Source organism: Streptomyces sp. NPDC127117 (assembly GCF_042677325.1).
Classification (GTDB): domain Bacteria; phylum Actinomycetota; class Actinomycetes; order Streptomycetales; family Streptomycetaceae; genus Streptomyces.
The window spans coordinates 148,783-161,846 of sequence record NZ_JBHXTM010000012.1 but is presented as its reverse complement, the minus strand read 5'-3'; the positions used below and the strand labels follow the sequence as shown (position 1 = coordinate 161,846).

Genomic DNA, 13,064 nt, shown 5'->3' with positions numbered 1-13,064 from the left:
CCGTGCCACGTCCCGGTGGTTCGGGCCGCTCAGACCGTTCCGTCCACCGTGCCACGTCCCGGTGGTTCGGTCCGCTCAGACCGTTCCGTCCACCGTGCCACGTCCCGGTGGTTCGGTCCGCTCAGACCGTTCCGTCCACCGTGCCACGTCCCGGTGGTTCGGGCCGCTCAGACCGTTCCGTCCACCGTGCCACGTCCCGGTGGTTCGGGCCGCTCAGACCGTTCCGTCCACCGTGCCACGTCCCGGTGGTTCGGTCCGCTCAGACCGTTCCGTCCACCGGGACCAGCGTGAGGTAGGCCATCCCGAGCACTCCCCGGTAGCCCCTCAGCCAGCTCGCCCGGTGCCGGTCGACGCGCTCGCGCGTCTCCTGAGCCAGCGGGTGGTCCGGGTGGGCGGCGAGCCACTCCTCCGAGTCCGACTGGTAGCCGGACTCGAAGTCCTCCCACTCGTCGTCGCCGGCCGTCTCGATCCAGACGGGACGGAACCCCGCGGCCACCGCCACATCGACGAGTCCGGCCAGATCGTGGAGTTCGTCGACACGGGCGTCCGGCCACATCGCGGCCAGTTCGGCGGAGGTGGGGGAGCGCTGCCAGAAGCCCTCGGCGAGCAGGACCCGCCCTCCGGGCGCGACGATCCGGCGCAGCGCACGCAGCGCGTCGGCAGTATGCCGGGGAGGTTCCTCTTCGCTGAGGGCATGACTGGCCCCGAGGCACAGAACGAGGTCGGCGGGCCCGTGGGACGTCTCCCCGGCGGACCCCTCGACGAACTCCACACGGCCGGACAGCGCACGGGCCGCGGCATTCGCGCGTCCCCGGTCGAGGTCCTCGCCGTTGAGGTCGATGCCGATCCCGGTCGCCCCCGGCACCGCGTCGAGCACGCGGAGCATCAACTCCCCCCAGCCGCAGCCGATGTCCAGGACCCGTGCCGGGGCGGCCCGGCCGAGTCTGTCGACGATCCGCGCGGCTCGCTCCTCGGAGAGCGGGCCGTGGAAGGTGAGCCGGGTCAGGCGCGGCGGAAGATCGGTTTCGGTCATGCGGCGCAGGTTAACGCCGACGGGCCCGCCCACGACACCGAGTTATCGCCCCGCCGGGCAACGGTATCCGCCGCTCCGGACCCAGGTCAGAGCCGGTACGGCCACAGAGTGACGTTCTCCTGTCCGACCCGGACCTCGACCCATGCCGCATCGACGATGCCGGGCGGTGGCGGAACCGCGAGTTCGAACAGGAGCAGTTCGCCGCCCACGCCCAGCAGCGCCGTGCCGTCCCCGGTGGGGCTCGGCCGGCCCCGGAAGACGATGTGGTCACCGTCCTCCCGGAACTTGGGCGGGCCGGAAGCGGCGGACAGGGTGTTCTCCGCCGGGACGATGTCCTCGTCGACGGTCCACTCGACATGGTGCTCGCGGCCCACGTCCTCGGGCGCACTGCGCCAGGGCACCACGGCGGTACCCACCGCCGAGCGCACCCGGACCGTCGTCACGGGCTCCGAGGGGACCTGCCGCACCGCTTCTGTCCGGACCAGCATCCCGCCATCATCCGCGACGCGGCGGCTCAGCCGGGCACCGCCCCGGGCTCATTCCGCCGGACCGTCGTGCACCAACCGGTGCAGGGCCCTGTCGAGCCGGGCCTTCCGGGTCTCCGGGGTGAGTGCCTGGAGCAACGGCAGGATCAGCTGGTAGCGCCCCGACCTGCCGAGCGCCTCGAACGCCTCCCTGGCCCCGGGATCCGCGTCGAGTGCCGCCACCAGGTCGGGCGGTGCTGTCGCCGTCCGCTGCGACTCGTACGCCGCCGCCCACCGCCCGTCCTGCTGGGCCCTGCGCACCTCGGTCAGCCCGGGTTCACGCATCCGCCCCTCGGCCGTCAGCTTCGCCACCTTGTCCACGTTCGCCCGCGACCACAGGCTCCTGGGGCGGCGCGGCACGTACTTCTGGAGGTAGTACCGCTCGTCGAGCGACCGGCGCTGTCCGGAGACCCAGCCGTAGCACAGCCCGATGTCGACCATCTCGTCGTCGGTGACCGTCGCGATGCCGGACTTCTTCCTGGCCACCCCGACCCAGATGCCGTTGCTGCGTGTGCCGCGCTCGGCCAGCCAGTTCTCGAACGCCGCCGCGTCCGTGAACGCGACGACCTCCACCCCGTCGATCTCGTCCATACGGCTCAGGCTATCGGCCGCCGCGCAGTAGCTCTGGGGCCGTCACCCCGGACGGGACGCAGGGCCGCGTGGCCGCGACGATCACCTTCGCGGGCATGGGCCCCACCCCGGTCGGCTCGCTGCGCGGCGGCCTCCTCGCGCAGGAGTGGGCGCTGCGCCCCGCGCTCCTGCTGACGGCCGCGGATCGGCCGGGAGCCGCCCGTAACGAATCGGCTCGGTTCCCGGCAACTGACGACTCGGCTCGGTTCCCGACACCCCCACGACATCGCAGCGCCCCGGACGGGGGAGTGCCCGGGACGCTGCTGCCTGTGGTGCGCGGCTCCTGCGTACGCGGCACCGCCGCTACGAACGCGTGCCGTGCGGGATGCCGTCTCAGAACTCGTCGGCGCCGTTGCGCAGCTCGTACGTCCAGTAGCCGGTCTTCGCGGCCGCGTCGTCGACCGCGATTCCGCCCTTGGGCGCGGCGACGATCCTGCTGCCCTCGGCCGGGCCGTCGGCGGCGAAGAGGTTCATGTAGAAGGAGCCGACGACGTGGTTCTTCTCGTCCACACCGCCGTTGTTGATCCGCACGGCCGCGTAGGCCGGGGTGCCGGCGTTCAGCACGATGGGTGTTCCGGGCTTGCTCTTGGCGACCGCCGGGACGTCCTTGGAGGTCTGGGGGAGGTCGCCGAACCCGAGCAGCGGGTACTGGAGCAGGGTGCAGGCGTGGCCCGAGACGTTGGTCGCGGTCAGCGTGATGTGCGTGGTGGGCACGCCCGTCTGCTTGGCGGCGGAGATCCTCACGTCGTTGACGGTGCAGGCCGGGGCCTTGGCGGTGGCCTTCTTCTTGACGCCGGCCTGAACGACGGTTCCGGTGGTGGCACCGGAGGCGGAGGTGCCCGAGCCGGTGGTGGTGCCGGAGCCGGCGGTCGTCGAGCCGGAGGTGCCCGATCCGGCGGTGGTCGAACCCGTCGTGCCCACGCCGCCGTTGCTGCTGCTGCCACCACCATTGCTCCCGCTCGTGCCCTGCTCGGCGGAGACGGACGCGGCGGCCCCGTTGTGCTTCGAGTCGTCCTCACCGCCACAGGCGGTGAGCGTCAGGCTGAGGGCGGCCACGGCGGTCGCGGCGAGTACGGCAGGGCGGCGGATGGACGTACGCATGTGGGGCTCCCCGAGTGATGCGGTGGTGCGATCTGCGGTCGCCGCCAGGTGCGGCGGCTGGTCTGCTCATAGCTTTGGGCCTTTTCCTGCCGTTCCGCTGACGTCCGGCTGATGAACCACTGACGCACTCGCCGACGTCCTCAGCGGCTGCTTGGGTACTGTCTCGTCGCATGTGCCCGGAGCATCCCCTCGTTCGTGAGGTATTTCCTGAGCTGGTCGGCGAACTGGTGACTCTTCTGGAGGAAGAGGGCGAGAACGAGCTGGCCATCTGCGCACGGGATCTCCGCCTGGTCGCGGAGTGCGGCTGCGGTGACGACTTCTGCCAGAGTTTCAGGACGGAACCACATCCGGACGGACAACCCTTCGGCCCCGGCCATCGGTGCGTACCGCTGTCGCCCTCGAAGGGCATGATCATCCTGGACGTTGTGGACGGGCGCATCATGTACGTCGAGGTGCTCGACAGGGAACCTCTGCGGGACGCACGCGTCCACCGCCCCGAGCGGCCGGCGTAAGGCGTCGGCCCCGCTCGGGGAACCAGGATCAGCCGGCCGCGGATGCCACCCCGGGCCGGGCGGCGGTGGGCCTGCGCCGCGTCGTCGAGCGGCCCGCGACGTCCCGGCCCAGGCCGATGAACTTCCCGGCCGATATCAGCCCTGCCGAGACGACATTCCCGGAGCGGGTGGCCGCGTCGACCGGGTCGACCCGGTCGACCGCGGCGGCTTCGACGCGCACCATCACCGAGGTCACCCTCTGCCGGGGCCATGACGCAGCCCTGGCGATCTCGGCAGAGAATGCAGTTGTCCCCCACGTGGTTTCCATGAACGATCCGGGTGTGACCACGTTGTTTCTGACAGTCGGCCTGCCGGGGGCCGGTAAGACCACTAGGGCTCGGCAGCTGGCCGAGGAGTACAACGCGCTTCGGCTGACGCCTGACGAGTGGATGATTCCTCTGTTCGGCGAGCCGGAGGCGGACGGGAAGCGCGATGTCCTGGAAGGACGGCTGCTCTCGCTGGCCCTGGAGACACTGAGGCTCGGAACGAACGTGGTCCTGGATTTCGGATGCTGGTCTCGTGACGAGAGGTCCGCGATCCGCTGGCTGGTGGAGTCCCTAGGCGGGTCCTGCCACCTCGTGTACGTGCCGGTGGACCATGAGACCCAACGCGCTCGGATCGCCCATCGCCGGTCGACCACTCCTGATCAGACCTTTCCGGTGAACGAGGCGGACCTCTTGCACTGGAGGACGCTGTTCCAGGAGCCCGACGTCGCGGAACTCGGCGGGCACGAAATCGGTGGTCCGCCTCCTGGTTGGCCGGGCTGGCCCGAGTGGGCCGCCGACCGGTGGCCGTCTTTCACGTGACTGTACGGCCCACCCTGGTCAGGCCCGTCCGGGAGCGTGATCGACCGGCTACTCGCATGCTGAAATCGCTTCTCCTGTCATGTGGTCGGGCCGGAGTCATGTGCCGGTGGGTCGGCGAAGAGGGCATGCCGAGGTCGACCGGCTGGGGGCGGCCATCGGTATGACGGGGAGGTGGCTTCACTCCGGGGCCCGTGGCGAGCCTGGAGCGCGCGGAGTGCGGCCGGTTCCGCGTCGAAGTCCGCACGGTCGTCCGCCGACCAGCTCCGCGGCAGCGGCAGGAGCCGCTTGTGCCCGTCGCGCAGCGCCGGGCTGACGCACCGGGCTTCCCGGTCCCGGGAGTTGTCACGTCCCGGACTTCACTCATGCACCGAATCCGGACTTCGCCGGTCTCATGCGTTCGAACGCGGTGGGTGTGGTCCGTCGGCGGAGGAACTCCTTGATGTCCCGGGCGCATTCGGCCGGGCTCGCGCTGCCGGTGTCGCACTCGAAGTCGTAGACACCGTGGGAATGGACCCGGTCGAACTGGCCGACGGCCAGTCCTGCCGGACGATCACCGCGCGCCTGCTCCCGCCGCTCCAGCTCCGGCAACGGACAGCGCACCGCGACGAGGACGACGTCCTGAGGGGGGAACAGAGCCAGGCAGTCCTGGAGACGCCAGGGCTCGCTCAGGATGTGGTCCACGACGACGATGTTTCCCGCCGCGGCCATGCCCGCGACCGCGCGGTGGAACCCCATCCAGGTGCGTTTGAGCGTGGCATTCAGCTGGTCAGGGGGCATCTCGGGCGTCGCCCGCATGGCATGGAACGCGTCCACGGGCATGTGGAAGCACGGCTCGCCCAGCACCGTGACGAGCTCCTTGGCGATGCTCGACTTGCCCGAACTGGATGTGCCGTTCAGAAAGATGATCAGCCCGTCGGCCGTCTGAGGGTTCCCGTGCATGGTCCAACTCCTCTCGCCATTCGGCCCGTTCATTGGATCAGGTGCGTGCACCAGCTGCGTCACCCGGTCTTCGTATACCAGTGTGTGTGAAGTGAGGGATTCGAAAGGGCAATTCCGGACGAATGCTGCAACTGTCTTCGGGTGTCTTGTCTGCCTCTTCTGTTTGGTATACAAACTGGATTCCGGTCCGCATCGAACGGACAAGGAATGGACGAGGGGCGCGGCCCCGACGTCTCAGACCGAGCCGAAGGAGTCCCATGACGCCCCCTCCCTCCCCGCCGTCCCGACGCGGTGTCCTCGCGGGTGCCGCATCCCTGGCGGGCGCCGGTGTCGCCATGTCCGCGGGTGTCTCGTCGGCCGCGGCCGACTCCCGCGGCGACGCACGCCGTGAGCCCCGCGACGCGGTGGTCTTCCGTGACGTACGGCCCATGGGCGCGGCGAAGCCGGTGGACCTCACGGTCGTCGACGGCCGCATCACCCGTGAACGGGCTCCCCGGGGTGCCAAGGTGATCGACGGCGGCGGACGCATCGCCCTGCCGGCCCTGGTCGACGCGCACATCCACCCCGACAAGACGACGTGGGGCGGCGACTGGGTGTCGCGCAAGCCGGCCGACAGCATCGCCGAACTCGCCCGACAGGACGCGGAGTTGTTCCGCAGCCAGCGCCGACCGGTGGCCGAGCGGGCGTACGGGCTCATGGCGCACGCGGTGACCCGGGGTACGAGGGCGATGCGGGCGCACGCCGACATCGCCCCGGCCTACGGCCTGGCCTGCGTGGAAGGTCTGGGGCAGGCGCGCGAACGGCTCAACCACGCGCTCGACGTGCAGATCGTGGCTTTCCCGCAGCACGGTGTCATCCGTACCCCGGGCACCGCGGAGCTGCTGCGGGAGGCCGCCCGCAGCGGGATCGTGGACATGGTCGGCGGGCTCGACCCGATCAGCTTCGACCACGCCCTGGACGAGCAGTTGGACCTGCTCTTCGGCCTTGCGGACCGGTACGGCGTCGGCGTCGACATCCACCTCCACGACCGGGGCGAGACCGGCCTGACGGTTCTGCGCGGCATCATCGACCGCACCCGGGCGCTGTCCCTGAAGGGCAGGGTGACCGTCAGCCACGTCTTCTGCCTGCCCGGCCTCTCCGACGCCGAACTGGCGAAGACCGCCGCGGACCTGAGCGATCTGGACATCGCCCTGACCACCGTGGCCCCGAGCGCGTCGCTGGTCCTGCCGATCGAGAAGCTGCGCGAGCACGGCGTACGGGTCGGGCTCGGCTCGGACGGGGTGCGGGACTCCTGGAGCCCCTTCGGCAACGCGGACATGTTCCACCGCACGCACCTGCTCGGCTGGGTCACCGACGTGCGCCTCGACAAGGAACTGTCCGCCTGTTACGAAGCCGGCGCGCACGGCGGTGCCGACGTCATGCGACTGCCCCGCGCCGACCTCTCCCCGGGCTCGCCGGCCGACTTCGTCCTGCTCCGCGCCGAATGCCTGCCGCAGGTCGTGGTGGACATGCCCGCACGCGACATGGTGGTGCACGGCGGGCGCGTGGTCGCCCGCGACGGCCGACTGGTCTGACGGTTCGGCCCAGGACCTCTTGCCGCACGACGCAACCGCCGTCGGCGCCGGGACGGCACCGGACCGGGCCGGGAATGGTCACGGTCCGGCAGCCCGGCACGGCCGGACCGTGACCGATCCCAGCGCCGACGGCCGTACGCCGACGCCACCCGGGGCCGTCGTCCTATTGTTGGCCGATGCGCTCAAACCCTATTGACCGTCCGGCAGATCTCGACGTGGTCCGTGAGTCCTATGACCGGGTGGCCGACAACTACGCCCACATGGTGGTGACAACGGGAATAGGCGACATCCGCCGCCATCCATGGCTCAAGGCATCGATCGACGCCTTCGCCGACACGGTGAACGAGCTCGGGCCCGTCCTCGACGTCGGCTGCGGGCCCGGAACGGTGACCGCCTATCTCGCCGAACGCGGACTCGACGTGTCCGGGGTCGACCTCTCGCCCGGCATGATCGAGAACGCTCGCCGTCTCCATCCGCAATGCCGCTTCAGCGTCTCCTCCGCCACCGACCTCGACCTTGCGGAGGCGTCCCTCGGCGGTGTGCTCGGGTGGTGGTCACTGTTCAACCTCCCCCGCGACGTCCTTCCTCAGGTTCTCGCCATGTTCGCGCGTGCCCTGAAGCCGGGCGGCCACTTCATCACCGCGACGCACGTCGGCGACGAGGACTTCGTGCGCACCGACGCCTACGGAGGAGTGCCCGTTCGCTGGACCACGTACAAATGGCGGCCGGAACAGTTCATGGACCTGATCGAGCAGGCCGGACTTCGCCCGGTCGCCGAGCTCCGGCTCCCCGCGGATGAGCAGACCGGGCCGGGCCTGGTCATCATGGCCGAGCGCCCCGCCTGAACACCGGGTGCCGAGCGGTTCTCCGGCCCGTCCGTCCGGCCCTCCGCCCCCACCGGCCCCCGGTGGCGTCCCGTCGCCCCAGTACACGCATAAGGTGACGGGACGGCCCCGGACGAGGTCCGGGCGGCCGGGACAGGCCGGGAACGCACAAGGAGGACGGCACACGTGACGGCAGGCACCGGCCGGAAGGGCGACGGAGAACAGCCGTCCGCCCCGGCGACGCGCACCCCACTGAGCGAGGTCGCGCGCCGGGCCGTCAGGGACCGCATCATCGACGGCAGCTACGCCCAGGGCAGCCGGGTGGTGGAGCGCGAGATCGCCCAGGACCTCCGGATGTCACGGGTGCCGGTGCGCGAGGCGCTGCGGGCCCTGGTGGAGGAAGGGCTGCTCGACCTGCTGCCGCACAGTGGCGTACGGGTGCGCCGGCTGGAGCGCGCCGAGGTGGAGCACCTGTACGACGTGTGGGAGCCGCTGGCCATTCAGGCATCCCGCCTCGCCGCCCGCCGCGTGGCCCTGGCCGCGCCCGGTGAGCCCGGCGGGCTGGCGGAGCTGCGGTCCGTACTGGAACAGGCGGAAGCGGCGGCCGCCGCGGGGGACCGGACGCGGGAGAACGGCGCCGGGACCGCCTTCCACGACGGGATCGTGGCCCTTGCCGACAACCCACTGCTGGCCCAGCTCATGCAGCGGCTGAATGGCCAGCTGCGGCTGCTCTTCGGCCTGAACACGGAACCCGCCCCCATGCGTGCCCAACACGGCGAGATGTACGAACGCATCGCCTCGGGAGACGCCGACGCCGCTGCGGCGATCACCCTCCTCCACGTACGCAAGAGCCGGGAGCTCGCACTGCGCGCGGTGACGGACATCCCCTGAGGAACGACCCCGCGTACGGGGCGTCCGGCTCCTCCTTGCTGTGCATCGTGCACGTCAACCTGTCCGGGACGGAATTCAGCTCTTCCGTCGTCGGCCGCCCCGTGGCGACAGATGGTCGGGGCCGGCCCGGAACCGCAGCCGGTACTCCGTCGGTGTTGTGTCGAGCTTTCGGCGGAACGCCCGGATGAGGGTGTCGGTCGTGCCGAACCCGCAGGCGGACGCGATGCGTTCGAGAGTGGCGTCGGTGGATTCGAGCTGATTGCGAGCCCGCTCGACGCGGACCGACTCGACGTACGCACTCGGGGTCATGCCGAGCTCGGCCTTGAAGATCCGGGTGAGCTGCCGCTCGCCGACATGGGCGTACGAGGCGAGGTCCGCGACGGTGAGCGGTGCGCCGACGTTGTCCATGATGTGGTGGCGGAGGTCCTCGATGCGCCGTGTCGTGGAGACGGGTTCGAGGGGGACGCTGAACTGGCTCTGTCCGCTCGGCCGCTTCAGGTACATCACGAGTTGCCGGGCCACACGCAGCGCGACGGTCTCGCCGAAGTCGTCGGCGACGAGGGCGAGCGAGAGATCGAGACAGGCGCTGATGCCCGCTCCGGTCCACACGTCGCCTTCGCGGATGAAGATCGGGTCCGCGTCGACCTCCACCTCGGGGTGATCGGCGGCGAGTTGCTGCGCGGTCGACCAGTGGGTGGTGGCGCGCTTGCCGTCGAGCAGCCCGGCGGCGGCGAGGATGTGCGCTCCGACGCAGACCGATGTGACCCGCCGCGTCCTGGCGGCGAGTGTCCTCACCCGATCGACCACGGTGGGGTCGGTGAGGGCGCGCACCCGGCGTCGGCCGTCCACTTCCACCGACCCGGGCACCAGGAGGGTGTCGATGCTCCTCGTGGCCGCCTCTTCGAAGGTGGTGTCGGGGAGGATGCGTACGCCGGCGGAGGTGGTGACGGGGGCCATGGTCTCGGCGGCGAGGAGCACGGTGTAGCCCGTCCCGTCGTCCGTCTCGCGTCGCAGGAGGGCGAACACCTCCGGGGGGCCGGTGACGTCGAGCAGGTCGACGCCCTCGAAGAGGACGATGACGACGAGTCGTTCGACGGTGCTCATGGGGTCTCCGCGTTCAAGGGGCCTCCGCCCGATCGGCAACAGGGTTGTCGGCAACAGCGCCGTCGACAACAGTGCTGTCGGCAACAGTGCTGTCGGCATCTGCGATGTCGGTATCTGCATGTTAGATGGCATTGCCGACATGGACCGGCCGACCGTAGCGTTCTGGATGCGGCCCACCGAATGGGTGGGCGACAAATCCTGGCTTGATCCGAGGCGGTAATTCCATGGCTACGACGACTCTGCGCGAACTCAACGGCTTCGACGAGACACCCGCGTCGCTCGCCGACTCGACCCTGATCCTGGTCGACTACCAGAACACCTACGTCGGTGGCGTGATGGAGCTGGAGGGCTGGCAGGCAGCGCTCGACTCCGCCGCCGCGCTCCTGGCCCGGGCCCGCGAGGCGGGTACGAAGGTCATCCACGTCATCAACGACGGCGGCGAGGGAACCCCGTACGACATCCGGGCGGAGATCGGCCGGATCCACCCGAGCGTGGCACCGATCGAGGGCGAGCCCGTCGTCGTGAAGAAGGCCCCGAACGCCTTCGTGGACACCGACCTGGCCGAGCACGTCGACGCTGCCGGCAACAAGGACATCATCGTCGCGGGCTTCATGACACACATGTGCGTCACGTTCACCACGGAAGGCGCGTTCCTGCGCGGCAACCGGCCGACGGTGGTGGCCGACGCCTGCGCGACTCGCCCGCTGCGTTCGGTCGGCACCGAGCTGACCGCCGGCCAGATCCATCGCAGCGCGCTCGCCACGATCTCCGACCTCTACGGCGTCGTCGTCGAGTCCGGGAAGTCCCTGACCTGAGTCGCCGGGACCGATCCGCGGTGTCGGTCGGGTGTCGGGGCTGTCGGCCGGCTGTAGGTGGCCCGTCGGCGTGGGCTGACACCTTTCGGGGGACGGCCGGCCAGGGGTTCACCGGGCCGGCCCCGATCCCGAGGAGCCATCATGCGCACCCCCGTCACGATCATCGGCGCCGGCCTCGGCGGCCTCACGCTGGCCCGCGTCCTGCACGTCCACGGAATCCCGGCCACCGTCCACGAGGCGGAGGCCTCCCCGACGGCACGCACACAGGGCGGGATGCTCGACATCCATGACTACAACGGCCAACCTGCCTTGCAGGCAGCCGACTTGATGGACGAGTTCCGCGCCATCATCCTGGAGGGCCGTCAGGCGACGAGGATTCTCGACCGGGACGGAAACGTCCTGCTCGACCAGCCCGACGACGGCACGGGCGGACGCCCCGAGGTGCAGCGCGGCGAGCTGCGGCAACTGCTGCTCGACTCACTCCCGGACGGCACCGTCCAGTGGGGCCACAAGGTCAGCACCGTCCGGGGCCTCGGCGAGGGCCGCCACGAAGTGACCTTCACCGACGGCAGCACCATCACCACCAACCTGCTGGTCGGCGCGGACGGCGCGTGGTCACGGGTCCGGCCGCTGCTCTCCGACGCCGTGCCCGAGTACACCGGCATGACGTTCGTGGAGACCTACCTGCTCGACGCCGAAACGCGGCACCCCGCTGCCGCGAAGACGGTCGGTGGCGGAGCGATGTTCGCACTCGAACCGGGCGAGCGGCAGATCGGGGCCCACCGGGAGCGCGGCGGCACCCTCCACACCTACGTGATCCTGTCCAAGCCGCAGGACTGGTTCGCCGACATCGACTTCACCGATCCCGCCGCGGCCGCGGCACGGATCGCGCGGGAGTTCGACGGCTGGGCACCGGAGCTCACCGCCCTGATCACCGACGGCGACACCACACCGATCCTGCGCCCCACCCACACGCTGCCGGTCGGGCACCGGTGGGACCGGGTGCCGGGAGTGACCCTGGTCGGCGACGCCGCCCACCTCATTCCCCCGAACGGCGAAGGCGCCAACCTGGCCATGCTGGACGGCGCCGAACTCGGTGAGGCCCTCGCCGCGCACCCCGACGACATCGAGGCCGCCCTCACCGCGTACGAACAGGCGATGTTCCCGCGCAGCGCCGCGGCCGGCGAGGCGGAGGCCGAGGCCCCGGACAACCCCACACTCGAAGAAGTGATCAACTTCTTCGGCCGGGACGGACAGGGCCGGTGAGCCGCCCGGCCCGGCGGACTCCCGGCGGACTCCCGGCAGGAACTCAAGGGCCCGTCCACTGCCGCGGGTGCTTGCCGCACCGCCCCCTCGACCCCGCCACGCTCGGCAGCTCCGTCGCGGTCAGCCTGCTGCGCCAGGGCGCACGCGAGCTGATCGACGGAATCGCGCACTGACGTCCGTCCGAAGTCACGGCACCTTGCCGCGTTCGTCGTCAGCCACGGCGGTGCGCACCGGTGGCCGCCGCGGTGCGCGGCCTCGGGGCCAGTGCCGCGCGCAGTGCCGGGGTGAGGATGTGCCGGGTCTCGGATGGCGTGAGGGCGGCGGGGGTGGGGAGGGGGTTGAGGTAGCGGGTGTAGATGAGGCCGCCGAGGATCGTCACCACGGCCGTGGCGCGTGCGGTCGCGTCGCGGCCACCGAGAAATTCAACAAGCCGGGCCAGCAGCTCGTGCTCCAGGTACTCGCGGATCGCCTCGGCGGCCTCGTCGCCCCGGGTGCTGAGCTGTCGGAAGTCGGAGTCCTCCCACAGGCCGGTCACCGCGTCGATCAGGCGGTCGGGGAGGGTGGCCGGATCGCCGCCGAGGACGTCATCCACCGCCAGCGCGTTCGCGCACTGGAACTGCATCACGTCCGCGAACAGGCCCTTCTTCGAGCCGAAGTGGTACGAGATCAGCGCCGGGTCGACCCCGGCCGCCCCGGCCACCGCGCGCAGAGTGGTGTGCTGGTAGCCGCGCTCCAGGAACAGCGCAAGGGCCGAGGAGACGATCGACTCGCGGGTCGGCGGGTTGCCCCGGGGGCGGCCTCGGGTGCGGGCGGAGACAGGGGCGACGTTATTCATCAGCGTTGAGCCTGCGTTCGGTGGTCGGGACAGTCAAGGGTGTTCCGCGAACCACACGAAGGGATGGCCCGACACGATGCGTATGGCAGTCTTCGGCGTCAGCGGACCGACCGGCCGCCACCTCACCGGACAGGACCCGGCCACGAGCATCCTGCGCGAGCCGGCGGAGCG

The 13,064-nt window shown here is 70.7% G+C and carries 15 protein-coding genes; 7 read left to right on the top strand and 8 right to left on the bottom strand.

Translation table 11 applies throughout. The features are described from left to right. Window positions 1-259: 259 nt before the first annotated feature. The 4 genes from ACFVH0_RS13760 to ACFVH0_RS13745 form a co-directional block, all read right to left on the bottom strand. The gene (locus ACFVH0_RS13760) at window positions 260-1,033 is read right to left on the bottom strand and encodes an SAM-dependent methyltransferase (RefSeq protein WP_385819761.1); all 774 of its coding nucleotides are present in this window, start codon (window positions 1,031-1,033) and stop codon (window positions 260-262) included. Window positions 1,034-1,119: 86 nt separating this feature from the next. Then, a complete protein-coding gene (locus ACFVH0_RS13755; RefSeq protein WP_385819760.1) occupies window positions 1,120-1,521 on the bottom strand; it encodes a hypothetical protein in 402 nt (133 codons plus the stop codon). A gap of 48 nt (window positions 1,522-1,569) precedes the next feature. After that, complete coding sequence (locus ACFVH0_RS13750; protein ID WP_385819759.1) at window positions 1,570-2,148, bottom strand: YdeI family protein; 579 nt, start codon at window positions 2,146-2,148, stop codon at window positions 1,570-1,572. 372 nt (window positions 2,149-2,520) lie between these two features. Continuing rightward, entirely contained in the window at window positions 2,521-3,288 is a 768-nt protein-coding gene (locus tag ACFVH0_RS13745; protein ID WP_385819758.1) for a DUF4232 domain-containing protein, read from the bottom strand. Window positions 3,289-3,458: 170 nt separating this feature from the next. Here ACFVH0_RS13745 and ACFVH0_RS13740 point away from each other — a divergent pair, with 170 nt between their 5' ends. Further along, the gene (locus ACFVH0_RS13740; protein WP_385819757.1) at window positions 3,459-3,800 is read left to right on the top strand and encodes a hypothetical protein; all 342 of its coding nucleotides are present in this window, start codon (window positions 3,459-3,461) and stop codon (window positions 3,798-3,800) included. Between the two features lie 28 nt (window positions 3,801-3,828). On the opposite strand, the gene ACFVH0_RS13735 is transcribed toward ACFVH0_RS13740, so the two are convergent. Next, window positions 3,829-4,023 carry a hypothetical protein gene (locus tag ACFVH0_RS13735; RefSeq protein ID WP_385819756.1) on the bottom strand — a complete coding sequence of 65 codons (195 nt, stop codon included), beginning with the start codon at window positions 4,021-4,023 and terminating at the stop codon, window positions 3,829-3,831. 97 nt (window positions 4,024-4,120) lie between these two features. Between ACFVH0_RS13735 and ACFVH0_RS13730 the strand changes: the two genes are divergently transcribed. Beyond that, window positions 4,121-4,645, top strand: coding sequence for an AAA family ATPase (locus ACFVH0_RS13730; protein WP_385819755.1), 525 nt, complete (start codon window positions 4,121-4,123; stop codon window positions 4,643-4,645). 360 nt (window positions 4,646-5,005) lie between these two features. Here the strand turns inward: ACFVH0_RS13730 and ACFVH0_RS13725 are convergent, their stop codons facing one another. After that, complete coding sequence (locus ACFVH0_RS13725; RefSeq protein WP_385819754.1) at window positions 5,006-5,584, bottom strand: chloramphenicol phosphotransferase CPT family protein; 579 nt, start codon at window positions 5,582-5,584, stop codon at window positions 5,006-5,008. A 257-nt stretch (window positions 5,585-5,841) separates the two neighbouring features. On the opposite strand from ACFVH0_RS13725, the gene ACFVH0_RS13720 reads away from it, so the two are divergent. From ACFVH0_RS13720 to ACFVH0_RS13710, 3 genes are all read left to right on the top strand, one after another. Further along, window positions 5,842-7,158 (top strand): amidohydrolase, encoded by a 1,317-nt coding sequence (locus tag ACFVH0_RS13720; RefSeq protein ID WP_385819753.1) that lies wholly within the window; start codon window positions 5,842-5,844, stop codon window positions 7,156-7,158. A 176-nt stretch (window positions 7,159-7,334) separates the two neighbouring features. Beyond that, entirely contained in the window at window positions 7,335-8,003 is a 669-nt protein-coding gene (locus tag ACFVH0_RS13715) for a methyltransferase domain-containing protein (RefSeq protein WP_385819752.1), read from the top strand. Window positions 8,004-8,168: 165 nt separating this feature from the next. Continuing rightward, the gene (locus ACFVH0_RS13710; protein WP_385819751.1) at window positions 8,169-8,873 is read left to right on the top strand and encodes a GntR family transcriptional regulator; all 705 of its coding nucleotides are present in this window, start codon (window positions 8,169-8,171) and stop codon (window positions 8,871-8,873) included. A gap of 75 nt (window positions 8,874-8,948) precedes the next feature. Here ACFVH0_RS13710 and ACFVH0_RS13705 read toward each other — a convergent pair whose 3' ends face one another. Beyond that, the gene (locus tag ACFVH0_RS13705) at window positions 8,949-9,977 is read right to left on the bottom strand and encodes a GlxA family transcriptional regulator (RefSeq protein ID WP_385819750.1); all 1,029 of its coding nucleotides are present in this window, start codon (window positions 9,975-9,977) and stop codon (window positions 8,949-8,951) included. A 224-nt stretch (window positions 9,978-10,201) separates the two neighbouring features. On the opposite strand from ACFVH0_RS13705, the gene ACFVH0_RS13700 reads away from it, so the two are divergent. Together ACFVH0_RS13700 and ACFVH0_RS13695 are read left to right on the top strand one after the other, a co-directional pair. Continuing rightward, on the top strand, window positions 10,202-10,792 hold the full coding sequence (locus ACFVH0_RS13700; protein ID WP_385819749.1) for an isochorismatase family protein: 591 nt from the start codon (window positions 10,202-10,204) through the stop codon (window positions 10,790-10,792). 141 nt (window positions 10,793-10,933) lie between these two features. Further along, window positions 10,934-12,058 carry an FAD-dependent oxidoreductase gene (locus ACFVH0_RS13695; protein ID WP_385819748.1) on the top strand — a complete coding sequence of 375 codons (1,125 nt, stop codon included), beginning with the start codon at window positions 10,934-10,936 and terminating at the stop codon, window positions 12,056-12,058. 211 nt (window positions 12,059-12,269) lie between these two features. On the opposite strand, the gene ACFVH0_RS13690 is transcribed toward ACFVH0_RS13695, so the two are convergent. Beyond that, window positions 12,270-12,893: a TetR/AcrR family transcriptional regulator gene (locus ACFVH0_RS13690; protein WP_385819747.1), complete on the bottom strand. Its 624-nt coding sequence runs from the start codon at window positions 12,891-12,893 to the stop codon at window positions 12,270-12,272. Between the last annotated feature and the right edge of the window lie 171 nt (window positions 12,894-13,064).